The organism is Halosimplex salinum (genome assembly GCF_003730195.1).
Taxonomy (GTDB): Archaea; Halobacteriota; Halobacteria; order Halobacteriales; family Haloarculaceae; genus Halosimplex; species Halosimplex salinum.
Genome location: NZ_QWGG01000012.1, coordinates 105670 through 130446, shown reverse-complemented (window position 1 = coordinate 130446; position 24777 = coordinate 105670). Strand labels below are relative to the sequence as shown.

General features: G+C 70.0%; 22 protein-coding genes. 5 read left to right on the top strand and 17 right to left on the bottom strand.

Features of this window, described 5'->3' with window-relative positions:
* Positions 1-4: 4 nt before the first annotated feature.
* Positions 5-1339, bottom strand: a complete 1335-nt coding sequence (locus tag D1409_RS21825) for a DUF6298 domain-containing protein (protein WP_123539079.1) — start codon at positions 1337-1339, stop codon at positions 5-7.
* 94 nt (positions 1340-1433) lie between these two features.
* Here D1409_RS21825 and D1409_RS21820 point away from each other — a divergent pair, with 94 nt between their 5' ends.
* Complete coding sequence (locus tag D1409_RS21820) at positions 1434-2525, top strand: aldo/keto reductase (protein WP_123539078.1); 1092 nt, start codon at positions 1434-1436, stop codon at positions 2523-2525.
* 58 nt (positions 2526-2583) lie between these two features.
* Here D1409_RS21820 and D1409_RS24930 read toward each other — a convergent pair whose 3' ends face one another.
* A complete protein-coding gene (locus tag D1409_RS24930) occupies positions 2584-2754 on the bottom strand; it encodes an HVO_0758 family zinc finger protein (RefSeq protein WP_164471848.1) in 171 nt (56 codons plus the stop codon).
* Positions 2755-3017: 263 nt separating this feature from the next.
* On the opposite strand from D1409_RS24930, the gene D1409_RS21815 reads away from it, so the two are divergent.
* The gene (locus D1409_RS21815; RefSeq protein ID WP_123539077.1) at positions 3018-4115 is read left to right on the top strand and encodes a glycosyltransferase family protein; all 1098 of its coding nucleotides are present in this window, start codon (positions 3018-3020) and stop codon (positions 4113-4115) included.
* A gap of 475 nt (positions 4116-4590) precedes the next feature.
* Here the strand turns inward: D1409_RS21815 and D1409_RS21810 are convergent, their stop codons facing one another.
* From D1409_RS21810 to D1409_RS21760, 11 genes are all read right to left on the bottom strand, one after another.
* Positions 4591-5787, bottom strand: a complete 1197-nt coding sequence (locus tag D1409_RS21810) for a DHH family phosphoesterase (protein WP_123539099.1) — start codon at positions 5785-5787, stop codon at positions 4591-4593.
* A gap of 148 nt (positions 5788-5935) precedes the next feature.
* Positions 5936-6841, bottom strand: coding sequence for an SDR family oxidoreductase (locus D1409_RS21805; protein ID WP_123539076.1), 906 nt, complete (start codon positions 6839-6841; stop codon positions 5936-5938).
* A complete protein-coding gene (locus D1409_RS21800) occupies positions 6842-7264 on the bottom strand; it encodes a DUF5791 family protein (RefSeq protein ID WP_123539075.1) in 423 nt (140 codons plus the stop codon).
* 20 nt (positions 7265-7284) lie between these two features.
* Positions 7285-10521, bottom strand: a complete 3237-nt coding sequence (locus tag D1409_RS21795) for a DUF7286 family protein (RefSeq protein WP_164471847.1) — start codon at positions 10519-10521, stop codon at positions 7285-7287.
* Entirely contained in the window at positions 10518-11405 is an 888-nt protein-coding gene (locus D1409_RS21790; RefSeq protein ID WP_164471846.1) for a DUF7284 family protein, read from the bottom strand. The genes D1409_RS21795 and D1409_RS21790 overlap by 4 nt, the downstream gene beginning before the upstream one ends.
* On the bottom strand, positions 11396-11788 hold the full coding sequence (locus D1409_RS21785) for a DUF7285 family protein (protein WP_123539072.1): 393 nt from the start codon (positions 11786-11788) through the stop codon (positions 11396-11398). Before D1409_RS21785 ends, D1409_RS21790 begins: the two co-directional genes overlap by 10 nt.
* Positions 11766-12242 (bottom strand): DUF7283 family protein, encoded by a 477-nt coding sequence (locus D1409_RS21780; protein WP_123539071.1) that lies wholly within the window; start codon positions 12240-12242, stop codon positions 11766-11768. Before D1409_RS21780 ends, D1409_RS21785 begins: the two co-directional genes overlap by 23 nt.
* Before the next feature lie 34 nt (positions 12243-12276).
* Positions 12277-14058, bottom strand: coding sequence for a type II secretion system protein (locus D1409_RS21775; RefSeq protein WP_235853680.1), 1782 nt, complete (start codon positions 14056-14058; stop codon positions 12277-12279).
* The gene (locus tag D1409_RS21770) at positions 14055-15989 is read right to left on the bottom strand and encodes an ATPase, T2SS/T4P/T4SS family (RefSeq protein WP_123539070.1); all 1935 of its coding nucleotides are present in this window, start codon (positions 15987-15989) and stop codon (positions 14055-14057) included. Before D1409_RS21770 ends, D1409_RS21775 begins: the two co-directional genes overlap by 4 nt.
* Positions 15990-16016: 27 nt before the next feature.
* Positions 16017-16520, bottom strand: a complete 504-nt coding sequence (locus D1409_RS24925; RefSeq protein ID WP_164471845.1) for a DUF7311 family protein — start codon at positions 16518-16520, stop codon at positions 16017-16019.
* 3 nt (positions 16521-16523) lie between these two features.
* The gene (locus D1409_RS21760; protein WP_123539069.1) at positions 16524-17132 is read right to left on the bottom strand and encodes a DUF7310 family coiled-coil domain-containing protein; all 609 of its coding nucleotides are present in this window, start codon (positions 17130-17132) and stop codon (positions 16524-16526) included.
* An 80-nt stretch (positions 17133-17212) separates the two neighbouring features.
* On the opposite strand from D1409_RS21760, the gene D1409_RS21755 reads away from it, so the two are divergent.
* Together D1409_RS21755 and D1409_RS21750 are read left to right on the top strand one after the other, a co-directional pair.
* Entirely contained in the window at positions 17213-18298 is a 1086-nt protein-coding gene (locus tag D1409_RS21755) for a tubulin/FtsZ family protein (protein ID WP_123539068.1), read from the top strand.
* 91 nt (positions 18299-18389) lie between these two features.
* Complete coding sequence (locus tag D1409_RS21750; RefSeq protein ID WP_123539067.1) at positions 18390-18683, top strand: DUF5789 family protein; 294 nt, start codon at positions 18390-18392, stop codon at positions 18681-18683.
* A gap of 126 nt (positions 18684-18809) precedes the next feature.
* Here the strand turns inward: D1409_RS21750 and D1409_RS21745 are convergent, their stop codons facing one another.
* From D1409_RS21745 to D1409_RS21735, 3 genes are all read right to left on the bottom strand, one after another.
* Positions 18810-19496, bottom strand: a complete 687-nt coding sequence (locus tag D1409_RS21745) for a hypothetical protein (RefSeq protein WP_123539066.1) — start codon at positions 19494-19496, stop codon at positions 18810-18812.
* A 665-nt stretch (positions 19497-20161) separates the two neighbouring features.
* Entirely contained in the window at positions 20162-21304 is a 1143-nt protein-coding gene (locus D1409_RS21740; protein WP_123539065.1) for an acyl-CoA dehydrogenase, read from the bottom strand.
* Positions 21305-21374: 70 nt separating this feature from the next.
* The gene (locus tag D1409_RS21735) at positions 21375-22892 is read right to left on the bottom strand and encodes an aldehyde dehydrogenase family protein (protein ID WP_123539098.1); all 1518 of its coding nucleotides are present in this window, start codon (positions 22890-22892) and stop codon (positions 21375-21377) included.
* A gap of 170 nt (positions 22893-23062) precedes the next feature.
* Between D1409_RS21735 and D1409_RS21730 the strand changes: the two genes are divergently transcribed.
* The gene (locus D1409_RS21730) at positions 23063-23785 is read left to right on the top strand and encodes a helix-turn-helix domain-containing protein (protein WP_123539064.1); all 723 of its coding nucleotides are present in this window, start codon (positions 23063-23065) and stop codon (positions 23783-23785) included.
* Positions 23786-23821: 36 nt separating this feature from the next.
* Here the strand turns inward: D1409_RS21730 and D1409_RS21725 are convergent, their stop codons facing one another.
* The gene (locus tag D1409_RS21725) at positions 23822-24649 is read right to left on the bottom strand and encodes a proline dehydrogenase family protein (protein WP_123539063.1); all 828 of its coding nucleotides are present in this window, start codon (positions 24647-24649) and stop codon (positions 23822-23824) included.
* Positions 24650-24777 lie beyond the last annotated feature (128 nt).

Sequence of the window (24777 nt, the reverse complement as noted above, 5' to 3'; positions counted from 1 at the left end):
GCGGTCACGGTTCGGCGGTGAGTACGACGACCTGATTGGGCCGCTCCGGGGAGTCGAGCGAGAGGTCCGTCGCGCCCTCGACCGTCTCTTCGTCCGTCCACGCGGCCGCTTCGGCATCGAGCCACCGGAGTCGATACGACCCCGTTCCGACGTCGAGCGTGACCGCCCCGCCGTCGGGGAAGTACACGACGTAGGCGTCTCCCGGATCGGCGACACAGTAGGCCTCGTCCGGATCGGCGTCGGTCAGCAGGTCCCCCCGCGGTGTCAGGGCGGGGAGGTCGACGACCTCCTCGAGCGCTCGAACCGATCGGATCTGCGTCAGCGCTCGCTCGCTCCCGCCGATCCCCCACCCCTCGTCGCCCTCGGCGACCCGTCGGTGGAACCGGCACGCGGCGGCCCCGCCGAGGACGTTCCGCCAGAACCACCGCACCGCCTGGTCGGCGTCCCCGGCGGCCTCCTTCCCGCCCTCGAATCCGCCGTAGATCTTCACGTTGTTGAACGGACGCGGCCCGATAGCGTCCTCGACGTCCGCGCGCCACGCCTGGAGGTTATCCCAGTGGTCCTGTCCACTCGCTCCCGCGAAGTGCTGGTTGTGCTGGGACACCTCGACGTACGAGAACGTCTCGGGGTGCTCGATCACCTTCTCGACGGACTCGCCCGGACTCATGTTCATGTTGGCGACCTCGACGTGGACGCCGCGCTCGTCGGCCCGGTCCAGCACGTGTTCGGCCCAGTGCAGTTCCCACTCGATCCCCGCCCACCCCTCGTTGGTGACGTTGTAGACGACGTTCCCGTAGTCGAGCGTGTGGTCGAGGATCCGGTCGACGAACCGCTCCTGCTGGGCGAGCACGGGTTCGTTGTGGTCTTCGACCGTTCGGAAGAACGCGATCCGATCCTGCCAGTGGTCGCCGCCCGTCGCGGGAAGCGAGCCATCGGGGAGCGTGTCGTTGTTGACCGGGTTCCAGGCGTGGTCCTCCCACCTGGACCCGGCGAGGTCGTGCTGGTCCCAGAGCGTCAGCTCGACGACGATATCGCGCTCGGCGGTGGCGTCGAGGAACGCCGAGAGCCGGTTCCAGTACTCGTCGTTCCACCGTTCGAGGTCGTACGTTCCGTCTTCGGTCCGTTCGAACGGCGAAACGTCCTCCTCCTTGCGGTCGGACATCGTGTTGCGGACGAAGTTCCCACCGGCTCCGACGAGGTCGTCGAGGTGGTCTCGGAGTCGCTCGCCGGTCCACTGGAAGAGGTTGTCCCTGTCCGTCCCGCCGAGGAGCAACACCGGTTCGTCGCCGTCCGACCAGTACCACCGGTTCTCGGGACTCGGCTCGAGTCTGTCAGTCATACTCTGACGTTGCAGGTCGAAAACATAAGTCGGCCGGTGGCCGCCATAACTACCGAGATAGCACGCTTTTATCTCCGGCGACCGCAGACACGATATGGTCACGAAGGACGCGACGTGGGCCTACCGCGACGAGTTCGGCGACCGGTTCGCCCGCACCTACTTCCGGCGGTTCGGCGAGGGCGTCGTCTCCAGCGTCGGCGTCGGCACCTACCTCGGCGACCCGACCGACGAGGCCGACGACGCCTACCGCGACGCCGTCGTCGAGGCCCTCGAGAGCGGGATCAACGTCGTCGACACGGCCATCAACTACCGCAACCAGCGCAGCGAGCGCGTCGTCGGGCGCGCAATCGAGGACGCAGACATCGACCGCGAGGCCGCGCTCGTCGCCACGAAGGGCGGGTTCGTCCCCTTCGACGGCGAGCGGCCCGAGAATCCCGGCCAGTGGATCCACAGCGAGTACGTCGACACCGGCATCGTCGACACGGAGGACCTCGTGGCCGGACAGCACTGCATCGCGCCCGCGTTCGTCGACGACCAGCTGGACCGCTCGCTCGACAACCTCGGTCTCGACACGATCGACCTCTACTACGTCCACAACCCCGAGACACAGCTGGCCGAGCGGTCGGCCGACGAGGTGTACGACCAGCTGGAGGACACCTTCACGCGCCTCGAAGAGCGGGCGGCCGAGGGTGACATTCGCCAGTACGGCGTCGCGACGTGGGAGGCCTTTCGCGTCCCCACGGACGACGACAGCTACCTCTCGCTGGCGGAAGTCGTCTCCCGCGCTCGCGAGGCGGCCAAGCGGGCGAACAACGCGGCGACGCACTTCCGGGCGATACAGCTACCCTTCAACGTCGTGATGGCCGACGCGTTCACCGTCGAGGCACAGGAGGGAGCCGAGGGTGCCCAGTCGACGCTGTGGTTCGCGCACGACGCCGGACTGAACGTCTTCACGAGCGCGTCGCTCGCACAGGGACGGCTCGCCACTGCGGGGCTCCCCGAGGACGTGGCGGACAGGGTCTCGGGCGAGACGAACGCCCAGCGGGCGATCAACTTCGCCCGGAGCGCGCCGGGCGTCACGTGTTCGCTGGTCGGGATGGGGTCACCGGAGCACGTCGCCGAGAACGTCGGAGCCGGGACGCACCCGCCGCTGGGCGCGGACTCGTTCGACGCGGTCTTCGAGTGACGGGCGAGAGAAGCGAGTGTCTACCGTCCGGCCGCTCCGACCGGGTTCCGGCGCGCGACTACCCCACCTTCTTCCACTTGCTGCCACACTCGGGGCAGACTCGGACGGTCCCGATCTCGTCGGGGTCGTTCTCGGTCGCGAGTTCCTCCCCACACTCGGCGCAGGCGAGTCGCTCGTAGACGTCTTTCTCGATGTCGCCCGAACGGAGCCCCTTACGGACCGATTTCATGAGCGAGGGTACGACACCGACTCTGAAAAACCCCATGCATAGATCTGACACACGACCGCCCCCGCAGTCCGGCGGTATCGCGCTCACGCTCGTCATAGATCTGCTCGATGCTCGTATGGAGGAACGTCCCCGTGACACCGGCCGTCGCTGCGATCCCCAGTCACTTCTCTTGCGGCGCGCACGTGTGAGTCACGGCCTCGCCGCCCGCTCGACCGACGCTCGGATAGCGGACTATTTGTGAGTCGAGTCGCTAGGCGGCCTCGATGGAGTACGTTCAGGAGCGGGTGGCGACGCTACACGACTTCGGCGGCGCGGACCCGGCGGCACCGGTCGACCGAGCGACGGTCGTCGTGCCGCTGACCGACCGCGACCACGCCAGTCTCGCCGCCGAGCAGGTGCTCTCGACGCTCGGCGACGTGGACCCGGCGTCGGTCCTGATCGCCCTCCGCGCGGACGAGGGGAAGGTCGACGCCGTCCGCGAGTGGGTGGCCTCGCTCGACGTCGACGCCGACCTGCTGTGGTGTAACGCCCCCGCCGTCCGGTCGGTTCTCGACGAACACGGCCTGAACGGTCGGGCCGGCAAGGGTCGGGACGTCTGGCTCGCCCTCGGCGTCGCCGCCGCGCGAACGGAGTTCGTCGCCGTCCACGACGCCGACGCGACCACCTACGGCCCCGAACACGTCCCCCGACTCCTCTTCCCGCTCGCCCGCGACTACTCGTTCGTCAAGGGGTACTACGCCCGCGTCGAGAACGGCCGCCTCTACGGTCGACTCTGCCGCCTCTTCTACGCGCCCGTCGTCGCGGCCCTCGCCGAGTCGCGCGATGACCCTCTCCTCGACTACCTGGGCGCGTTCCGCTACGCGCTCGCCGGCGAGTTCGCCGCCACCAGCGACCTCGTCCGCCGACTGCGCCCGCCCCGTGGCTGGGGACTGGAAGTCGCCACCCTCGGCGACGCCTTCCGTCACGCCGGATTCGAGGGGTCCGCGCAGGTGGACCTGGGCATCCACGAGCACGACCACCGCGCCGTCAGCGGCCGCGGCGGTCTCTCGGACATGGCCGACGAGGTCGCGGCGGCGCTCTTCTACGCGCTCGGCGACTCGGGCGTCGACGTGGACTACGACGACCTGCGCGAGCGCTACCGGACGACCGCCCGCCGCCTCGTCGACCAGTACGCCGCCGACGCGGCGTTCAACGGGCTGGACTACGACTCCGCCGCCGAGCGCGAGCAGGTAGACGCCTACGCCGAGTCGGTCCGCGAACCCGACGCGGACGACCGACTGCCCGCGTGGGCCGAGACGGATCTGGACCCCGACGCCGTCTGTGCGGCCTCCCGGCGCGCCCTCGACGACGTGAGCCAGTGAATGGATCTGTCGTACGAAAGTAATCTGCGGTGGCGCGCGCTGGAGCGCGCTTTCATGCGCGCGACGTAGCCGTGCGAGGGATGAGTAGCGCAGGAGCCTGCGACGAGCAACGCAATCGGCTGGGGAGGTGTGTGGCCGTCTGCGGTGTTGTGCGGTCGCGGTCCTGGTGGACTGAAAGGGCGAGGCGCGCCCGCGGTGAGCGAAGCGAACGGAGTCGACTGAGCGGGCACTATCCGCGCGAGTGCGGTGCTGTGCTGTTGTCCGAGCGCGGATATCCCGGTCAGCGACCGCGAGAGCGAGGCGCGACCACCGGGAGCGCCTCGACACGCGAACGGCGACCGAAGGGAGCCGTGAGCAAGCGGGTCGAGGGCTTTCATCGCTGGCTGTCGAGTGCGGTCACTCCGTCTCGTAGCGAGCGGGTCGAGAATCTCAAGAGTCGAACGGCTGCGAACGCACCTACAGAGAACTCCAAAACTCAGATATCGCCGGTCATGGCGTCGAAGAGGCGGTCGACGAAGTCCTGGCGGTCCATGCCGTCGCCGGGGCCGAGGCCCTCCATGTGCTCCACCGACAACTGCCCGCCGCCCATGCGGGCGTGGCCGCCGGCGTTGGCCATCGGGATCTCCTCGACGACGGCGCGGAGGGCCTTGCCCATGTGGACGCGGTCGTCGCGGGACCGACCGGACAGATGGAGCGTATCGCCCTTCTGGCCCATGACGACCACGGCGGTCACCCCTTCCAGCCGGGTCAGCTCGTCGGCGGCCTGCGGGATGGCGTCGACGTTGGACACTTCGCCGACGTCGGCGACGGCGAACGCGTTGCGGACGACGCGTTCGTTGATGGCGCGGGCTTTCACGTCCAGCACTTCGGCGTCGACCTGCGGGTTGGCGATGCGGTCGAGGCTGTCCTCGTCGATGCCGTCGTAGAGGTAGGCGCTGGCGGCGAACTCCGCCTCCGAACAGCCCTTCGTGAGGTGTTTCGTGTCCGACTGGATACCGTAGAGGAGTCCGGTCGCAGTTTCGGAGCCGAGGACTCGCTGGGCGTCGCCGTTGGTGCCGAGGGCGTCCTCCTCCTCCGGGGAGACGGGGTCCCAGCCCTGCTGTTCGAAGTACTCGGCGAGGATGCTGGCACAGGAGCCGTGGTCGGGACGCACGTCGGTGAACGCGGAGCCGGTACCGTCACCGGGGTGGTGGTCGACGACCGCGACGGGGTCGACTCGTTCGGCGCCGGTGAACCCGCGGGGTTCGTTGTGGTCGACGAGGACGACGTTCTCGGAGGTGAGGTCGCTGGCGGTGTCGACCTGGTCGAAGTCGAGGTTGAGGACCGTTTCGAACGCCCGGTTCTCCTGGTGGCGGATCTGGCCGGGGTACTGGAGCGAGCTATCGACGCCGATCTCGTCGGCGAACTCGGCGACGGCGAGCGCCGATGCCATCGCGTCGGGATCGGGGTTGGGGTGCATGAGCACCGAGATCTCCTCGTGGTCGGCGAGTTGCCGGACGAACTGTTCGCCCGGTGTGCGGCGGAACCGCCGGATCCCCCACCAGAGCGCGACGAGTACGGCGAGCAAGCCGACGACGGCGGCCGCCAGGACGAGCGGGTCCTGCTCTGCGACCGCCGAAGCGGCGTCGGAGGGCGCGACGCGCCCGACGCCACCCGCGGCTGCGTGTGGCATACCCGGGCTGTCGCCTTCGAGGGTCAAGTAGTTTCCCACTATTACATCCTCCGACAGATATGGGGATAATTAGCCTCTCAGCGACCAATACGCAGATTCTATCGATCGAACCCCGAGAGAGGGACGGAACCGATCCGCTCGATGACAGTCACCCCTCCCCCTCGCCGTCCCCGAGATAAGCGTCGACCGCGGCGCGGTACCCCTCGCGGTAGGTCGGGTAGGCGAACTCGTAGCCGAGTTCGCGGAGTTTCCCGTTCGAGACGCGCTTGCTCGTCCGAAGTCGCCGCTCGACCGTCTCGGAGAGGTCCTCGTCGGCGAGCCGCTCGTCGACGGTTCGTCTGGACGGGGCGGGCTCGCCGCACTGCTCGGCCAGCCAGTCCGCGAACGCCCACTTCGAGACGGGTTCGTCGTCGACGACGTTGACCGCCTCGCCGCGGGCGAGATCCGACTCCAGTAGGTATCGCACCGCCCCGGCGGCGTCGTCGCGGTGGACCATGTTCAGGTACCCTTCCGTCACCGGGCCGTCGACGTAGCGGTCCAGCCGGTAGCGGTCCGGGCCGTACAGCCCGGCGTACCGCGCGACCGTCCCGTCCACGTCGTGCTCCGTCGGCCGTTCGAGCGCGATCCGCTCGGCCTCCGCGAGCACCTCCGTCTTGGCCGTCGTCGGGTCGATCGCCGTCTCCTCGTCGACCCAGTCGCCGTCGTGGTCGCCGTATACGCCGGTGCTCGACGTATACACGACCCGGTCGGGCGGGTCGGCGCGGCCACAGAACTGGTCGATCGCGGTCTGCAGACCCTCGACGTACACCTCGCGGGCGGCGTCGGCGCCGCGACCGCCGCTGCTGGCGGCGAACACCACGACGTCGGCGTCCGGTACCGCTTCGAGCGCGTCGGCGTCGGTCACGTCCGCCTGCACGCCGGTAAACCCCGTCGCCTCGATCCGGTCGACGCCCGCCTCCGAGCGGCGGACGCCGACGACCTCGTGGTCCGCCGCGGAAAGCTGGCGACCCAGCTCGAGGCCGACGTAGCCACAGCCGAGGATGGCGACGCGCATCTATCGACTCTCGAGGAACTGGTGGATCGCGGCGTACTCGGCGAGCGTGATCGGGTAGCGCCCCTCCACCTTCTGCTGGATCTCCTTGGGCCCCATCTCGTCGTTCAGTCCCGCCGCCACCGCGTCCACGTCGACGACGGCCGTCGTCATCCCCATCAGAAGGATGTCGAGCGCCTCCATCTTGATCGTCTCGCCGTCGGGCCGCTCCGGGTCCGCGCCGAAGATCGCCGACGCTGCTTCGAGCGTCAGTTCGGGTTCCTCCCCGGCGGCGATGGCCTCGACCACGTCGCGGTCGACGCCGGACCGGTCGACCGTCGTCTCGACGCCGACCGAGTCCACCGTCTCGGCCAGTCGCCGCCCGTACGCGCTCCGTAACTCGTCGGGGGACTGCTCGCCCGCCGACTCGAACTCGCCTCTGAGCATATCCGACCTTGGCCGTCGCCCTACAAGTCACTGTCACTCTCGGGTCGACAGTCCGGGTACCGATCGGCGGGCGGATCGGGACGGTCGCGGGGTCGGTCCCCGTCGCAGCCCCCGTCTCCACTCTCGCCGACCGAGAGCGGATATTTCTCGCCAGTCCACGGTCGCGTCCGATCGACCGGGCCCGGGATCGGCCACCCCGGCGACTCCTCCATCGCCGTCCCGTCGATGTCGCCGACGCCGGTTCCGCCCGGCGGGACGACCACCACGACCGCAGTCCGGGTCGTGAACGTCACTCGCGATGCCCGCCCGAGTACTTCCGACTCCCCGTCACCGTCCACGTCGAGCGTGGCGTTCGACCCGTCGCGGACGTACTGCAACGAGGCGTCTCCCGGCGCGGGTGTCCGTCGCGGCGCCTCGACGGCGAAGCGGGCGTACTGTCCGCGGACCGTCACCGACCAGACGTTCGCCGTCACGACCCAGGAGCCCGGCACCGGCGACATCGGCATCCCCGCCGGGATCTGCTCGACGGACTCGTTGAACTGCTTCTCGAAGACGTCCGAGACACCGGACCTGACGCTCCGCTGGACCAGGTCCTTCGTGTACGACGTCGTCGCCGTGACCGCCGATCCCGAGACCTTCCCGCGCTTCCGTCCGAGCGAGTCGTACAGCGCCGTCCGCAGCGAGAGGCGGACCCAGTCGCGCTCTCGGGTCGTCCACCCGTCGTCGGTCGTCCGCTCCTCGGCGGCGTCGACGATCGGTTCCACGGCCGACACGTTCGACAGCGCCAGCGCCCGAGCGTCGACGGTCCCCCACTTCGAGAGTCCCGCCTCGACGATCCGCTCTCGCTGGTCCGAGGAGTTCCCGACGCCCCGAACTAGGAGTTCGGTCCGCAGGTCGCGACGCACCGACTCGACGGTCGACTCGACCTCGCGCCGGAGTCGGTCACGACGCTCGACGACGGTGGCGTTCGACCTGTACTCGAGCGTCCGGTTCGCCGCCCGGAGCGCCCTCGCCGCGGTGTCGAGGCGCCGCTCCCGGCTCGATCCACCGGGTAACAGCGCGGTCAACACCGCGTTCGTCGCGTCGCCGTACGGGATGGTGACGTAGTTGACGTTCCGAGCAGTCAGCGGATGGACTGGTTCGTCGTCCTCGTCGACCGCAGCGACCTCTCCCGCGGAGACCTCCGTCAGCGTCAGATACGGCGGCGCGCCGTCCACCGACAGGTCGAGGGCCGGCCCCCCGCCACCGCCTGGACCGCTCCCACCTCCGTCATCGCCCGGACCGGCGTCGCGTTCGTCGGCCCGCCGCGCGTCGTAGGTCGTGCGGAGTCGCGACAGCGACGGACCGTCGACGTCGTCGAGCGCGTCAGCGAGGGAGCTCTCTCGGTCCGATCGCTCGTCGGCGCGCTCGTCCAGTCGCGCGAGAACGGCGTCGAGATACCGGCCGCGGACGGCCGCTCGTGCCTTCCCCGCGACGTCGTCGTACGTGGCCGGCGCGTCCACGAGAGCGTCGCGTCGCTCCCGAACGCGAGCGGCCAGTTCTGCAGCCGGGTTGACCTGATGAGTCCCCACCCGGCCGCGCGAGACCGAGACCGACTCGTTCCGAACTTCCCGGCGCAACTCGATCAGCCCCTCGTAGATCCAGGGCGATGCATCGGACGGCCACTCGGCGTAGACCGTCGTCGACTCGCCAGAGAGCCCACCGCGGGCGGCCTCGCCTGCGAGGCCGTCCGGTCCGCCCGCCGCCGCGACGACTTCCTCGCGGACCCGTGGCAGCACGTCCGCGAGGTTCGACCCAGCGAACCGACCCCCTCGCTCGTGGACGGACGAGATAGGGCGGTCCGGCGCGTACGGCGTCGCCGCGTGGTCGCCGACGACGGCGACCGTCACGCGCTTCGTCTCCCGCTCCGTCCGGGTCGTGGCGTTGAACGAGCCGTTGTGGTACCAGACCGCCCGCCGCTCGTGTTCGAGTCGGACCGTCCGAACGTACGTCTCCAGTCGGTGATACCCCGACGGTGTCGTGACCGCCGGTCCGCGCGTCGCGTTCGAGACGCTGACCACGTCGGTGTCGGTCGACTCCACCCGGAACTCCCAGTCCCTCGAATCGTCCGGCGGCCCGGGGCGACCGGGCTTCCCGCCACGGATCCGTTCACTCCCTCCGAGCGTCCGAACGCGGGCGCTGTACACCGACTGGATCGTCCGGTTGATCCCCCGAGCGCGGACAAACTCGCGGAACGCCCGGTCGGCCGACAGCCCGACGCTAGCATTCACCGTCTCGTTGGGCGGCGGCGCGTCGCTATCGTTCGCAAGCCCCGGAACGCCCGCACTCTCGGAGGGAGCGGCCGCCGACCGGAGCCGCTGCTGGAGGAGTTTCTCGACCGCGGGGTCGGACGGACCGTGCCCGGACAACACGTCCTGCAGTCCGACGGCCGCCGTCGCCTTCGCGAGCGACTGTCGCCCGTCGGGGTCGCTCTCTCCGAACGTGTTCCGCTGGACGCCCAGCACGGCGCCGTTGGTCATCAGTTCGACGTGCCGGTTGGCGACGACGTTCGAGACCGGCGCTCCGCCGTACTGTGCGTACCCGCGCGCCCAGGCGACGGCGTACAGTCTGGCGGTCAGCCGCTGGCCGAGTCCCGGCTTCGCGACCCCCGCTTTCAGCCGCTGCTGGTAGGTCTCGACGCGCTCGTGGACTGCCAGAACCGGCGTCGCGACCACGACCGAGAACGAGACCCGGTCGTGACCGACCACTCGGCCGTTCCGGGTCGCCCGGACCGTGACGTTCGAAATCTCCGCGCGGAGTTTCGTCCCGTCCGGGCCCGCGCGCTCGATCTCGACCCGGTCGATCGCCCGGTCGAGCGCGGCGGGCGTCGGCGTCGCCGCCATCGTCGCGTTCGCACGGATACCCCGGTGAGTGCGCCCGACCGACCCGAGCCGGTCGCGCGCGACGAGATAGATCCGCGCCCTGAGAGCGTCCTCGAACGTCTCGTCGGGATCGAGCACCGCACCCCACTCGTTGTTCGCAGGCGTGAGCGCCGGGTCGCTCGCGGCGTCGACGCTCGCTTCTGTCACCGCCGTTCGAACGGCGGCGCGCGCGTCCGCGGTCGTCCGTTCGACCGCCAGGTCGACCGCAGGCTCCGGCGTGGGCTGAGGCCGGTCGACGGCGCTCGCGTACAGCGCGCTCGAGAGGACGAGGAGGACGCCGACGAGGGCGAACGGAACGCGGCCCCGCGCCCCGATCTCCAGACTGCGCCGGTTCACGGCTCCCACGTCCTGACGACGAGTCGGACCTGATGAGCACGGACAGCGCGAGCGGCGTCGTCCGGGGAGTCGTAGCGGTGGCGAAGATCCGCACGCAGTCGATCCGCGAGTGCGTCGGCGAGTCGACGGTTCGCCGCCGCGACGCTCCGTGGCCCCAGCGCTTCGTCGGCGTCGGACCCGAGCAGTTCCGAGGCCGTGCGGTAGCGATGCGCGGTTAGCGCTCTGTCGGGGCCTTCGCTGTAGAGCGCGCTTCTGGTCTCGGCGGGCGGGAAGAGGCCGTCGACGACGGCGCGAGCGAGGACCGTCGCGACGCCGTCGTACCCGCCCGCCTGCACGGCTCGCCTCGCCTCCGCCGAGACGTTGGGGAGGCCGCTCGCGACCCGCGCCGTCGTGACGGACACGTCGGCGTCCCGCGGCGGCGAGTCACCGACCGTGAACGACGAATGCAGCGTCGCGTTCGGATAGGGGTACCAGGCCACGCCCACCTGTACGTTCGCCGTCCGCGTGGGGAGGATGCGCCGTGTCGCCGGGCGCACTGCCGTTCGGAGCGTCTCGCCGGTTCCGACCAGCGACTCGGCGGCGAGAGACGGAGTAGACACCGCGGCCGCCGCGAGCAGTTGCGCGTGCGTCCCGCGGGCAGTCCGGGCGACGCTGACGGTCTCCGTCTCCTCACCGCCGAGGACCGATGCGGACTGTACCTGTGCCGTGCGAGTGTAGGTCAGTTCCGTCGTGCTCGTCGCCAGCACGTCCGCGGTCTCCTCGGCGACGCGGTCGCCACCGGCCGTCTCGCGGACGTCGACCCCCGCGAGAATCCCCACCGCGACGCCCACGAGCAACACGAAGACGACGGTGTCGAGGACGGTACTCGACGCCCTCACATCCATATCCGAACCTCCAGCCGCCCCGGAGCGACCCGGGCGGCGTCGACGCGGACGCTCACCCGTCGGGTCGCGGTGTCGGCCGTCTCCGGCGCCTGCGGCCCGGCGCGTTCCGTGTCGTTCCCCACGGCGAGCGTCGCGTTCAGCTGATACCCCGCCGGGCCGCGGTCGAGTGTCTCCCCCAGTCGGTCCGGTCTGGCGACGCCACCGACTGTCACGGCGCGCTCGACGCGGTCGACCGCTGCCTCGGCGTGGTCACGCTCGACCGCCCCGGGCAGGTTCGACTCGAACGCTCCGGCGTAGAGCGCGAGCGCGGTCGCGACGACGACGACGGCGACCAGCGCCGCCAGTGGCTCGGTCTGTGCCTCACGCGCCGACGAGCGTCGCATCGACACCTCCCCAGGTAACTCGCCTGACGACCAGCGTCTCCGGTGCCGGCTCCCACGACGGCTCCCGGGTCTGTGAACGGTTCACGGCTCGCTCGAACGCGGCCGAGTTCCTGAACACTCGTTCCGGCGGAACGCCGTCGAGAACCGCCTCTAGTCGGTCGCCGTCGCCTCCCTTCGCGGGGACGACCGGGCCGTACGTGAACGTCGCGTGGGCGTCTCCACCGGGCCCGCGGAGGCCGAGTCGCGTCGACCCCAGCCGGATCTGTCGGGCGTCGACGGGATGTCTCGCCGTCGCCTCGTGCGGGCTGGAGGCGACGCTATCCACGGTGCGGGCGACGGGCGTCGCGTCGGGCGGCGGTGCGGTCGGGACCCGGAGCGCGAGTCCCATGATGCCGGCGCTCACGACGACGAGCGCGAGCCAGACGTACGTCGATTCCACGGCGGTGTCGAACATGGGTCGCCCTGGTCGCCCGTTCGGACTTAAAGGTTCAGACGAGCCGTCCGGTGGCGACGAGTCCGACGACGAAGACGCCGCTGGCGAGACAGAGCGCCCGCCCGATCCGGTACCCGACCAGCGAGCGGTCGAGCCCGCGTTCGAGCCCGGTGGCGAGCACCGTCAGGATCACCGAAAGCGCGAGCACGTACACGCCGACTGCGACGCCGAGCGCTCCCGGGTCCACCGCCGCTGTGAGCGGGCCGTCCGTGCTCATCTGCTCGGCGAGCGTCACGGTCGCACCGCCGACCAGCGGTCCGAACACCGCGGCCGTGTTGGCGAGCGTCGACGTGACCCGCTCCAGATCGCGACGGATCTCCCGCTCGACCGACCGGAGGTCGTCGAGGTGGTCGGCCATCGCGACGATAGCCGAACCGGCCGGTTGCCCCTCCGAGGCGGCGACCGCCAGCAGTTCGGCCGTGCTCCGGGCGCGCTCGCTCGGAACAGTCGCGAGCGCGCCGTGCTCGCCGAGGAAGGACTCGCGAACGCCGGCCCGGGTCTGCCGTTGCTGGCGGACGGCGTCGGCGAACACCTCGCCCGTCGCCGACTCGAGCAACTGGACCGCGTCGTCCAGCGCTATCTCGACGGCGCGTCCCCGTCCCACTTCGCGACCGACGAGATAGAGCGCGTCCGGGAGTCCCGCCTCGACGGCGTCGACGCGGTCGCGGACGGCAGTCATCGGTCGGTAGGTGACGACGAGCGCCACACCCAGTCCGGCGGCGGGCGCCGTCACGAACGCCGCCCAGGTCGGTGCGATCCGAGTGACGGCGAGCCACGCACCAGCCCCGGCTGCGGCCCCCGCGACGAGTGCCGGCCACCGACGGTCGGTCACGTCGGGATGTGCGCGTGACACCGGGACCGGCGGGAAGGCGACGGGTCGACGAGCGAGCAACCACCCGGTCGCGACGAGCAACGCCGCCGGCAGGAGCAGGTCGTACGCGACCACGACGGCGGCCAGCGGCACAGACAGCCCGACCGTCCCGGCGGTCGGTAAGAGCGCGACGAGGGCGAGCGGCAGCAGGACGCCGAACGCGTAGAGTGCGGTCGCCGGCCCCTGGACGCTCGCGGCGAACTCGGCCGTCGTCTCGCGAGTCCCCGCCAGCGTCACGTCGAGCGCACTGTCGAGCGCTCGCTCGCGCTCCTCGGCCGTCGCCGACCCCGCGGACTCGACGAGCGTCAGCGCCCGCCTGAGCGCCGGGAACCACTCCGCCCACTCGTCGGCGAACGACGACAGCCCGGACCGCCCGGTCCCGCGCGCCTGTCTGACGTGAGCTCCGAGGCTCCGCGCGAGCCGTCCACCGCCGGTGTCGGCTGCGAACGTCGCGGCCGTCTCGGGCGTCGGCGTGAGTCGCATCCGCAGGACCGCGCTGCTGACGAGTTCCGGTGCCGTCCCGAGCGCGCGAGTTCGGCGGGCGGTCGCCAGCCCACGCGGCAGGAGTCTCGCGCCGGCGGCGACGCCCAGCCCGACCAGCGATGCCGCAGCCACCGAGACGGAGGGGACTCCGACGAGTAGCGCCAGCGGAAGCGCGACCGCGACAGCGGCGACGACGCCGACGCCGTCGCCCGCCCGCAGGATCGTCTCCGCGTCTACGTCCCAGCCGAGAAACGCGACCGCGCGCGCCAGTTCGGGGTCGGCCTCGGGCGTCCACGGGGCGACCGACGCGAACGCCTCGACCGCGCGCTCGAACCGGTCGCCCGAGTCCGCCGCGTCCGCACCCGGGTACCGATCGACCGCGTGCGATCCCGGTCCGTCCGTTCGGCGATGGTCGGACGTCACGCTGTCACCCGCTCGATCCGCGCTCGTTCGACCCGCTCCGGGTCGGTCCGTCCGGTCGCAGCGAGGTCGGACAGCCACGATTCCCGCGCAGTCAGTTCGTCACGGAGGTCGGCGTAGCGCTCCCCGGGCGCCGTCAGTGACGCGACCAGTCGGCTGTTGCCGCGCTCGATCCGGTCGGTCGACGACAGCCCGTCGCCGTCCCGCTCGAACAGCGGCGCGAACCGAACGCTCCCGGCACCGGCCCCGGAGTCGCCTCCCTTGCCCGACCCGTCGACCGCTCCCGCTCGTCGGACTTCTTCGATCGAGCGGACGCGCCGCTCGGTCCCGTCCCCGCCGTCGGCGGTTTCGAGCGTCACCAGGAAGTCGGTCGCCGCGAACGACGACGCCGGAACGCCCAGATCGGCGACGACCCGCTCGCGGACGTCCGCGCCGCCGTTCCCGTGGATGGTCCCCAGAACCGCGCCGTCGTTCGCGCCGACGCGCATCGCCTCGTAGAGGGTCCCCGCCTCCTCGCCGCGGATCTCGCCGACGACGAGCGCGCCGCTCCCGAGTCTGAGCGCCGTCCTGAGCGCTTCCGTCGGACTGGTGCCGGTCCCGTCGAGCGAGCTCCGGAGGGCCTGCACGTCTCGGCCACCGGACTGGAGCGCGTCGACCGGGAGTTCGGGCGTGTCCTCGATGACGACGCTCCGGGTCTCGGCGGGCACCTCCCAGAGGAGTGCGCTCAGACAGGTGGTCTTCCCGGCGCCGCGCGGGCCGGCGACGAGACCGGCCGCGCCGCGTTCGACCGCGACCGAGAGGACGGCGGCCGCCGCGGCGGACAGCGTCCCGTTCGCGACGAGTGCGGGGAGCGTCCAGGGCTCGCGGTCGCCGGCACGGAACGCGAAGGCGACCCCGTCGCTCACCGGGTCGGTGACGGCGGCGACCCGCACCCGCCGGTCGCCTGCCACGACCGAGGCGTCGAGCGTCGGGTCGGCACCCGAGAACGCGCGACCGCTCTCGCGACGGAATCGAGAGGCCAGCGCCGCGGCGCCGCCGCGAGTGAGCCTGACGTTCGTCCGCATCGTCTCGCCGTCGACCCGAACCCTCAGCGGCGTCTCGGCGACCGGTGCGGTGGCGAACACGTCCGAGACGCGGCCGTCGGCGAACAGATCCGCGACGACGCCGTACCCCCGCGCGTGCTTCCGGAGCACGGCCGCGAGTCGCTCGACCGGGTCGTCCGGGTCGGCCACCGAGCGGACGGCGCGGCCGGGCGCACGCTCGGCGCCCGAGACCTCGCCGCCAGCCAGTCGCTCGTAGGCGGCCGCGAGCGTCGCCGTCGTCGACGCGTCGAACCCGGCTTCGACGGGTTCGAGATGGTACGTGCGGACCGCGTCGCTCGGCCGCTCGTAGACGCGGACCGTCCCACCGGAATCGAGTTCACGACGGTCGACGAGTCGCGCGTCCGCCGGCGGCCGCGCGGCGACCCGGGACCGACTCACGGTCGGCCCGACGTACGGCCTGAGCGCGTCCTCGTACCCCTGGGCCCTGGCCGCTCCGTCGGCCAGCCCCGTCTCGGCGGCGATCCGCCGTACCGGCCCGGCCCGACCGGTTGCCTCCCGCGCCGCGGCGAGCGGGTCGCCTTTCGCTCGCTCGGCCAGTCGCTCGTCGTGGAACGCGGCAGCGTCCACGAACCGACCAGTCGCGACCAGTAACGCGGCCGCGTCGTCCTCGTACGCCCGCAGGGTCCCGTTCGCCCGGGTCGTGACCGCCTCCACGTCTCGGTCCGTGAGCGCTTCGACGACCGTCTCCCGGCAGTCGGCCGCGCTCTCCAGACGACCGCCCCCGGGGCAGTCGCTCGCGTCGACGACCAGTCGGTCCCCGTCGAAGCCGGGCCGGCAGCGACACGAGCCCGCGTCGTCGCTTCCTCGGAGTCGCGACAGCAGTGCGTCCATGGCCGCGGGTGGTCCCGCTCCGGTACTTCAACCTTCGTCCCGGACCCGGACGACGGTGCGGTCGTCCGTAGCGACGAGTTCGAGGACCAGTCGCGTCCGCCCGCCCGACACTCGGAGCGAGTCACCCGGCCGCGGCCTGATCCGGACGCCATCGGCGACGACAGTGTGTTCCGTCCCGCCCGCGACGCGCCAGTCGAACCGCGTCGCGTCCGCCCCCTCGGAGGGGTCGTCGGGGTCGGAGTCGGCCGCTCTCGACGTCGAGACCTCGGGCGGTCCCACGGCGAACGCGCGGACCCCGGCGCTGGCGAACCCGTCGGTCGGGAGTCGCACCCGGACGGACCGGCGCGCCGGATCCGCGTCGCTCGGGAGCGGATCGTTCCCGGCGTCGAGCGCGCGCGCTTCGCCGACGAGTCGGTCCACCGCGTCTCTGACGGCGGTGTCGCTCCGCTGGACGCCGACGTACTCGGTGGCCGGGACGGCGACCCCCGCCACGGCCACGAGGAGCGCGACGGTGAAGGCGACCCTCACCACACGTTACAGCGCGTCTCTGACGCGCTCGACGAACTGCTCGGTTTTCCCCTCGGCCCCCGTCGAACGCGACGCATCGTCCGACTCGTCGCCGTGGACGGCGCCCGTCCCCTCGTCCTGCTCTCTGGGTCGCTGGCCGCGCTCGTCCGCGAAGCGACCGTCGCCCGTCCGCCCGGACCCCGTCGAGGAACGGCCACGTGCGCCTGCATCGGAGGGCTGGCGCCGAGGCGGCGCTCCCGGTCTGTCGACCGCTCGACGTGCGGCCTCACCGCGCTCGGGAGAGTGGGCACGGTCGGCCTGCTGGTCGGAGGGATCGGTACGCACGTCACCGTCCTCGACGGCCGTTTCGAGCGCCTCGGCCTTGGCGAGAGCGGCGCTGGCGCGGCGTTCGACCTCCCGGTTGACCGCGCGCACGTTCCCGGCGTAGCCGCGGACGGCCTGGAGTCCGGCTTCGAGTTCGTCGAGGCGTGACTCGATCCGCTCGACGCGGCGCTCGAGGTCGGCCAGGTCGTCGACGACGCCGCTCGTCTCTCTGAGGTCGGTCAGGTCGGTGCCGTCGTCGGTCAGGGCGCGCTCGACCGCGTCGAGCCGCGCCTCCAGGTCTCGCTCGGACATGGACTGGGTTCGTCCCGTCACTGTACTTGAACCCTCGCCCGTACCCAACGTTGAATAACCACTGTACCGAGGGTAGCAATATGAAAGTCGTCCTGATAGGTGTCGGTCAGGCTGGGGGCAAGGTCACCCAGCGTCTGGCCGAATTCGATTACGAGATGGGGTTCGGCGCCGTCCAGGGCGCTATGGCGGTCAACACCGCCGAAGCGGATCTCCAGAATCTGGACATCGACACGATGCTCATCGGCCGCGACCGCGTGAAGGGCCACGGCGTCGGTGGTGACAACGAACTCGGCGCCGAGATAATGCAAGACGAGGCGACGGAAGTGATGGACGGTCTCGACGCGAAGCTCTCCACCGACGCCGAGGCGGTCGTCATCGTCGCCGGCCTCGGCGGCGGGACCGGGAGCGGCGGCGCGCCCGCGCTCTCCAGAGAACTCAACCGGATCTACGACGTCCCGATCTACGTCCTGGGTATCCTCCCCGGCCGCGACGAGGGCGCGATCTACCAGGCCAACGCCGGTCGCTCGCTCAAGACCATCGCCCGCGAGGCGGACTCGCTGTTGCTCATCGACAACGACGCCTGGCGCACCGCCGGCGAGAGCATGGAGGAGGGCTTCGAGGAGATCAACGACAACATCGCACAGCGACTGGGCCTCCTCTTCGCCTCCGGCGAGATCGACGCCGGCGCCGACGTCGCCGAGAGCGTCGTCGACTCCTCCGAGATCATCAACACCCTCCGCCCCGGCGGGATGGCCGTCCTCGGCTACGCGAGCGCGGCCGCCAGCGAGGACGCCGGCGAGAACGTCAACGCGATCACCTCCACGACTCGCAACGCCCTCCTGACGGGGACGAGCGTCCCCAACGTCGTCGAGGCGGAGACCGGCCTCCTCGTCGTCGCCGGTCAGCCCGAACGCATCTCGCGCAAAGGCGTCGAGCGCGCCCGTTCGTGGGTCGAGGAGGAGACCGGGAGCATGCAGGTCCGCGGCGGCGACTTCCCGCTCGACTCGGAGCGCATCGCGACGCTCGTCCTCCTCGGCGGCGTCGAGCGGTCGAATCGCATCGACGAGTTCATGGAACGCGCGCGGGAGGCACACGACGCGAACGAGCGGAGCGGTCCGGCGGCCGACGAAGCGTTCCTCAACGAGGAACTCGACGACCTGTTCTGACACACCGGGCTGTCTCCGCGCTCGGTGCGTCCGCATCGCTCGCCGGTCTGGAAGCGAAAGCACTAATCGCCGGCCAGCAGAACGTGTGCCTATGGCTGACGACGAGTCCGAGGAAGAGGAGGCACCCGCGGTCGAACTCGGCGAGGGCGAACCGGTCGAGGGCGCGCCCCTCGCGCGCGTCGCCTCGCGACTGAACTGGGGGATGGCCCACAGCGACATCGTCGAGCGCGAGGGCGACGTCACGATCCGAACCCCTGACGGCCCCCAGCAACTGGCCGACGCGATGGCCGACGTCGACGTGCCGTACTTCGAGAGCCGTCACGAGTTCACCGACGCCGTTCGCGAGGTCGTCGGGACCGGTCCGGTCCCCACCGCGGACGAGTAACCGTTCTCCCCCGTCGGACCCACTGGCTACTGCCGACAGTCGCGCCACCCCGACTGCCGACCGATAGCCCCCCGCACGACAGCGATATCCCCGCCCGTCCGACCGGCCGAGACGTTTCGAGTCGCCCTATTTCCCGCCTTTGTTGCCGTTCTCGTCACCGTTCCCGCCTTTGTTGCCGTTCTCGTCACCGTTCCCGCCTTTGTTGCCGTTCTCGTCGCCGTTCCCGCCTTTGTTGCCGTTCTCGTCGCCGTTCCCGCCTTTGTTGCCGTTCTCGTCGCCGTTGCTGTCTTCGTCTCCGTCTGCGTTCTCGTCGCCGCTATTTTCGTCGTCGTTTCCGCCGTTGCCGGTCCCGGACACGTCGCAACTGCCCGGAACGATGTCTCGCTTACAGCATCCGATCTCGTTCAGTTCCGCGACCACCTCGTCGACCGTTCCGTAGTGATTCGACGCGCAGTTGTTCGGGTTCTCGCAGAACTCGGGTTCCTCCCGGTTGCAGGTCTCGACGATCCCGACGACCGATTCGTCGCCGGAGACCTCGTAACAGGCGGACGCCCACGCCCAGTCCTGGTTCTGTCTGTCCGAGTTGTACTCTTTCATCTCCCGACACTCGTATCCGCCGTCGACCGCCACGACGGCTCTGCTGTTCCTGCTGTCGGAACACACCTGGCTACACCCGTAGAACTGGAACTGCCACGCGCTGGCAGTCCCGGTCGTCGCCGTGATCCCGACTGCACCGGCCCCGACCAGCTTCAGCACGCTTCTGCGGTCGAGTCCGGTCGATTCGCCACCCACGCCGCCGTTCGAACTGTCCATGTTGTGAAGCCTCTCCACCGGACAGTCCCACAGCGGACGTTTCGTTATTGGCAGAGTTACCGGCCGCCTCCCGGCAGTATCGACCCTCTTCTCTGGAACACCGTCCGTCGAACGCAGATCAGCCGATTTCGGCGTCGTGTCGCGTTCTCACGCTCCGGGAGTCGGTCTCGAGCGGTCGTTTCGAACCCGAACCGCCCCACTGGTCGGCGACCGAGCGGAGGCGATCGACGGAATCGACCGAGCGGAGTCGACCGGGCGGAACCGTTCTGATTCGACGCACACGCCCGCTCGCGTACCGTCGACCCGGTTAAACCCGAGACCGCACTGTCGGCGCTCTTTCACCCTGAAAACGGCGAATGAAGTCGATCCTCGAGGGTATGAGACATCTACCGTTCGATACAGTGTCACGAGCGGGCCGACACGCGGCCCGTACGGGACTCCCCTCCCTCCTGTTCCCCGAGACGCCTGTAGCGATCTTCCTAAATACGGAGGTTATAGTCGCTCTCTACGGTAGCACCGGTGGGAGGTCTGACCCCTCTGAAACGCCCGCCACGAGAGCGGACGTCCGCTGTCGGGCGTTGCGCGCCTCCCTCTGACCCGACCGCCGAGCCGCGGGTGTGCCGTCGGCGCTCGCTCTCAGCGCCGATCTGACGGTCGAACGCCGCTCAGTCGAACAACTGGTCGGCGATGGTGTTCCGGAGCACTTCGCTGGTGCCTTCGTAGATCTCGTTGAGTTTCGCGTCCCGGTAGTACCGCTCGACGGCGAAGTCCTTGGTGTAGCCGTACCCGCCGTGGATCTGGATGGCCTCGTTCGTGACTTCGCGGGCGATCTCGGAGGCGTAGAGCTTCGCCTGTGCGGCCTCCTTGACGTAGCGCTCCCCGCGCATCTTCTTGTCCGCGGCGGCGTGCATCAGGTAGCGAGCCGCGTTGATCTTCGTGTCCATGTCCGCGAGTTTGTGCTGGATCGCCTGGAACTCGCTGATGGGCTGGTCGAACTGCTCGCGGTCCTGGGCGTACTCGAGCGCGTCGTCGAGCGCGGCCTGTGCGAGTCCGATCGAACGGGCGGCGATGGTGATCCGGCCGCCGTTGAGCGTCTTGAGCGCGTGGACGAAGCCCCCGCCTTCCTCCCCCAGACGGCGGTCCGCCGGAATCTCCATCTCGTCGAAGCGCAGTTCGGCCGTGGGACAGCCCTTGTCGCCGAGTTTGTGCTCGGTCCCCTCGACGTGGAACCCCTCGTCCTCGTCGGGGCGGACGACGAACGACGAGATGCCTTTGCCGCCGGCGTCGGGGTCTGTCTTGGCGAAGACGACGACGGTGTCGGCGACGGAGCCGTTCGAGATCCAGAGTTTCCCACCGTCGATGGTGTACGTGTCGCCCGACCGCTCCGCGGTCGTCTCCATGGCGGGCACGTCGCTCCCGGCTCCCGGTTCGGAGAGGGCGAAGGCGCCGATCTCCCGGCCCTCGGCCATCGGGGTGAGGTACGTCTCGCGCTGGTCCTCGTCGCCGAACTCGTAGACCATGTTGCAGGCCAGCGAGATGTGGGCGGCGACGATCGTTCCGAGCCCGCCGCTGCCCCGCGAGATTTCGACGAGCGCCTCGGGGTAGGCGTGGTAGTCGAGGCCGGCGCCGCCGTACTCCTCGGGGATCGGCATGCCCATCAGCCCCAGATCGGCCATCGCGTCGACCAGGTCGTCGGGGAACTCGTCGGTCTCGTCGATCTCTGCGGCCCGCGGGACGACTTCCTCGTCGACGAACTCCGCGACCATGTCGCGGATCTGGCGCTGCTCCTGCGTGAGGGCGAAATCCATACCCACACTACAGGCGCTCGGACCTTGATAGTTCGGCAGAAACGGGGCGGTCTGGAGAGCGACGCGTCGCTCAGTCGTCGGTGGAGAGGTCCGCAGAGAGGCCCTGGGCCATCTCGATGTCCTTCGAGTTGTTCAGCGTCCACGCGCTGCGGTCGGTGACGGCCTCGATGACCTCGCGGGCGCTCGGGTAGCCGTTCCCGGACTTCTTGACGCCGCCGAACGGGAGCTGGACCTCCGCGCCGATACACGGGAGGTTGCCGTAGGCGAGCCCGATCTCCGCGTGGTCGCGGTAGTAGTTGATCTGCCGGTAGTCCTCGGAGATGATCGCGCCGGCGAGGCCGTAGTCGGTGTCGTTGTGGATCTCGACCGCCCGCTCGATGTCGCCGTCGTACTCCAGGAGCGCGACGTGGGGACCGAACACTTCCTCGTGGGTGCAGCGCAGGTCGGCGTCGGGATCGGCCTCGTAGACGAACGGACCGATCCAGTGGCCGTCCTCGTGCCCCTCCGGGATCTCCTCGGCGTCGAGGTCGGCGCGGTCGACGAGCACGTCGACGCCCTCCTCGCGGGCGAGGTCGTTGTACTCCGCGACCTTCTCGCGGTGCTCGGCCTCGATCAGCGGGCCCATGAAGGTGTCCTCGTCCAGCGGGTCGCCGACGGCCACGCGCTCGGCGGCCGCGACGTAGCGCTCCTTGAACTCGTCGTACACGTCAGTGTGGACGATGATGCGCTCGCTGGAGACGCAGCGCTGGCCGGTCGTCTTGAACGAGGACATCACGGCCGAGTGGACGGCGACGTCGAGGTCGGCCTGCTCGGTGACGACGACGGCGTTCTTTCCGCCCATCTCGCAGGCGGCGCGCTTACCGGGGTCGGCGGCGACGGCCTGCCCGATCTGGTGGCCGACCTCCGCGGAGCCCGTGAAGAGGACGGTGTCCACGTCGTCGGAGTCGACGATGGCCTCGCCGGCGTCGCCGAAGCCCTGGACCATGTTGAACACGCCGTCCGGGAGTCCCGCTTCGGCGAACAGTTCCGCGACGACGTTCGCACACAGCGGCGTCTGCTCGGCGGGTTTGAACACGACGGTGTTGCCCTCGACGAGCGCGACCGCCATGTGCCAGTAGGGGATGGCGACCGGGAAGTTCCACGGCGTGATACAGCCGGTGACGCCGCGGGGTTTCCGCCGCATGTAGGCGTCCTTGCTGGCGATCTCGGAGGGCACGATGTCGCCTTTGGGGTGGCGGGCGTCGCCGGCGGCCCACTCGACCATGTGAGCGGCCTCGACCACGTCCGCGCGGCCCTCGCTTATCTCCTTGCCGCACTCGCGGGAGACGGTCGCGCCGAGCTCATCGACGGACTCCTTGAGCGCGTGGTACACGTCCCAGAGGTACTCGGCGCGCTCGATCCGGGAGAGTTCGCGCCACTCCTCGAAGGCCGCGCTCGCGGCGTCGACCGCGCGCTCGACGTCGGCGGGCGTCCCCCGGTGAAACTCGCCCAGCGTCTCGCCCGTCGCGGGGCTCTCGCTCGTGAACGTCTCCGTCCCGTCGCCGGTGACCCACTCGCCGTCGATGTACTGCCGGTGTGTCTCTACCATGGATCGCTCGACGCCTGCAGGCGGTGAAACGTCCCACCCGACCATGGACGGGACGAACTCTCGGGCTCCGAACGGTCCGAATTCGGCCGATTCGTCGGCGCACCCGACCATGGGCGGCCCCCTTATATAGTATCTGGCACGTAAAGGCCCCGAGGAGGTCTATACCACGCATGAGTATCGCCGACGAGATATCAGGGACGCGGCTGACGCTGGACCTGTGGCATCCGAACTGCTGGGCCATCGAGGCGACCGAACAGACGGCCGGCGGCGTGCTCGCACACGCCATCTACAACTCGCCCCAGACGGTGGCCGACCGACCCGCGTCGGTCAACGGCCTGTTCACGGCATTCGGCCCCGACGAGGGCGCAGTCGAGGAACTGCTCGATACGATCCGCGCCTCGGACCGCTCCGGTGAAGTACTCGAACTCCAGGAGCGGTTCGGTCGCGGGCGGAACGCGCCGGGCGAGGTCGTCCGCGAGTTCTTCCTCGAGTACGACCCCGACGACATGGTGTGTCCGACCCTGCTCGAACACGGCTTCGTCCACAGCGCGCCCGTCCGGATCGAGGACGGCAGCGAACAGTGGGAAGTGTGTTTCGCCGAGGACCGCTCGGGGATCGAGGACGCCCTCGACGGCGTCCGCGAGCAGGCCGGCGCCGAGGTGACCGTCGACTCGATCACGACCAGCGAGGGGCCGGGCGGGTCGGCGCGCGACCGGCGCCTCGACACGCTCACTACCACGCAACGGGAAGTCTTCGAACACGCGCGCGAGGTGGGCTACTACGACTGGCCCCGCGGCACTTCTACGCGGGAACTGGCCGCCGACCTCGACGTCTCGAAGACGACGCTGCTCGAACACCTGCGGAAGGCCGAATCCAAACTGCTCGACCCGTAAGTCACGGACCGCGACGACCGCCGATCCCCGCCAGTTCTACCGCCCGACGACGGCCCTGAGTGCGAACAGCGCGTTCGATTTCTGCTCCCTGACGCGCCGGTAGAAGTAGGAGAACCACTTGCTCCCGTAGGGGATGTACTGGTAGACGTCGACCTCGTCGGCGAGGGCGTACTGCTCCGTCTCGCGGACGCCCATCAGCATCTGCACCTCGTAGGCGGTCCCGTACTCCTCGTGGAGGTCCCGCGCGAGGTCGATCATCGCCGGGTCGTGACTCCCGACGGCCACCCCGTCGTCGAACTCGCGGAACATGAACTCCAGGAGGTCGCGGTAGGACTCGTCGACGCGAGCCTTCTTCTTGTAGGCGATCTCGGCGGGTTCGTCGTAGGCGCCCTTGACCAGCCGGACCTTCCCCGGCAGGTCGGCCAGGCGTTCGAGGTCCTCGCGCGTGCGCTTGAGGTTCGCCTGGACGCAGACGCCGACCTGCCCGTCGGTCTCGACGGTGTGGCGCTCGACGGCGTCCAGCGTCACGTCGGTCGTCTCGTGGTCCTCCATGTCGACCCAGACGAAGCAGTCGGCGGCGTCGACGATCCGCGCGAGGTTCTCCTCGAACGCCGTCGCGCCGACTTCCAGCCCGATCTGGCTCGGTTTGACCGAGATGCAGGCGTCGGCGCCGCGCTCGGCGATCAGGTCGGCGAGTTCGACGTACTCGTTCGCGTCCGCGTCCGCGGGCGCGCGTTCCTCGTAGTGTTCCCCGAGGAGGTTCACGATGGCGGCCACCCCGTTCTCGTTCAGTTCCTCGACGTGTGCCAGCGCCGTCTCCGGCGTCTCACCGGCGACAAAGTTGCTGGCGATCGGCGGAATCATTGCCGACACTCGGTCCGACACCTCCCTAAGTAACCACCCGACCAAACGTTTCGCCGCTCGGCCGCGTGAGATAAATACGCCTCAGCCGATCCTGACGGTGAGATTTCCGATACTCTCGACCGAACGGA

Excerpts from the sequence above, each read along its gene's own strand:
- D1409_RS21770 (WP_123539070.1), bottom strand. The coding sequence starts at position 15,989 with ATGGACGCACTGCTGTCGCGACTCCGAGGAAGCGACGACGCGGGCTCG.
- D1409_RS21760 (WP_123539069.1), bottom strand. The coding sequence starts at position 17,132 with ATGTCCGAGCGAGACCTGGAGGCGCGGCTCGACGCGGTCGAGCGCGCC.
- D1409_RS21735 (WP_123539098.1), bottom strand. The coding sequence starts at position 22,892 with ATGGTAGAGACACACCGGCAGTACATCGACGGCGAGTGGGTCACCGGC.
- D1409_RS21745 (WP_123539066.1), bottom strand. The coding sequence starts at position 19,496 with ATGGACAGTTCGAACGGCGGCGTGGGTGGCGAATCGACCGGACTCGAC.
- D1409_RS21725 (WP_123539063.1), bottom strand. The coding sequence starts at position 24,649 with ATGATTCCGCCGATCGCCAGCAACTTTGTCGCCGGTGAGACGCCGGAG.
- D1409_RS21790 (WP_164471846.1), bottom strand. The coding sequence starts at position 11,405 with ATGGATGTGAGGGCGTCGAGTACCGTCCTCGACACCGTCGTCTTCGTG.
- D1409_RS21740 (WP_123539065.1), bottom strand. The coding sequence starts at position 21,304 with ATGGATTTCGCCCTCACGCAGGAGCAGCGCCAGATCCGCGACATGGTC.
- D1409_RS21780 (WP_123539071.1), bottom strand. The coding sequence starts at position 12,242 with ATGTTCGACACCGCCGTGGAATCGACGTACGTCTGGCTCGCGCTCGTC.
- D1409_RS21825 (WP_123539079.1), bottom strand. The coding sequence starts at position 1,339 with ATGACTGACAGACTCGAGCCGAGTCCCGAGAACCGGTGGTACTGGTCG.
- D1409_RS21810 (WP_123539099.1), bottom strand. The coding sequence starts at position 5,787 with ATGCCACACGCAGCCGCGGGTGGCGTCGGGCGCGTCGCGCCCTCCGAC.
- D1409_RS21815 (WP_123539077.1), top strand. The coding sequence starts at position 3,018 with ATGGAGTACGTTCAGGAGCGGGTGGCGACGCTACACGACTTCGGCGGC.
- D1409_RS21755 (WP_123539068.1), top strand. The coding sequence starts at position 17,213 with ATGAAAGTCGTCCTGATAGGTGTCGGTCAGGCTGGGGGCAAGGTCACC.
- D1409_RS24930 (WP_164471848.1), bottom strand. The coding sequence starts at position 2,754 with ATGAAATCGGTCCGTAAGGGGCTCCGTTCGGGCGACATCGAGAAAGAC.
- D1409_RS21750 (WP_123539067.1), top strand. The coding sequence starts at position 18,390 with ATGGCTGACGACGAGTCCGAGGAAGAGGAGGCACCCGCGGTCGAACTC.
- D1409_RS21785 (WP_123539072.1), bottom strand. The coding sequence starts at position 11,788 with ATGCGACGCTCGTCGGCGCGTGAGGCACAGACCGAGCCACTGGCGGCG.
- D1409_RS21805 (WP_123539076.1), bottom strand. The coding sequence starts at position 6,841 with ATGCGCGTCGCCATCCTCGGCTGTGGCTACGTCGGCCTCGAGCTGGGT.
- D1409_RS21730 (WP_123539064.1), top strand. The coding sequence starts at position 23,063 with ATGAGTATCGCCGACGAGATATCAGGGACGCGGCTGACGCTGGACCTG.
- D1409_RS21800 (WP_123539075.1), bottom strand. The coding sequence starts at position 7,264 with ATGCTCAGAGGCGAGTTCGAGTCGGCGGGCGAGCAGTCCCCCGACGAG.
- D1409_RS21820 (WP_123539078.1), top strand. The coding sequence starts at position 1,434 with ATGGTCACGAAGGACGCGACGTGGGCCTACCGCGACGAGTTCGGCGAC.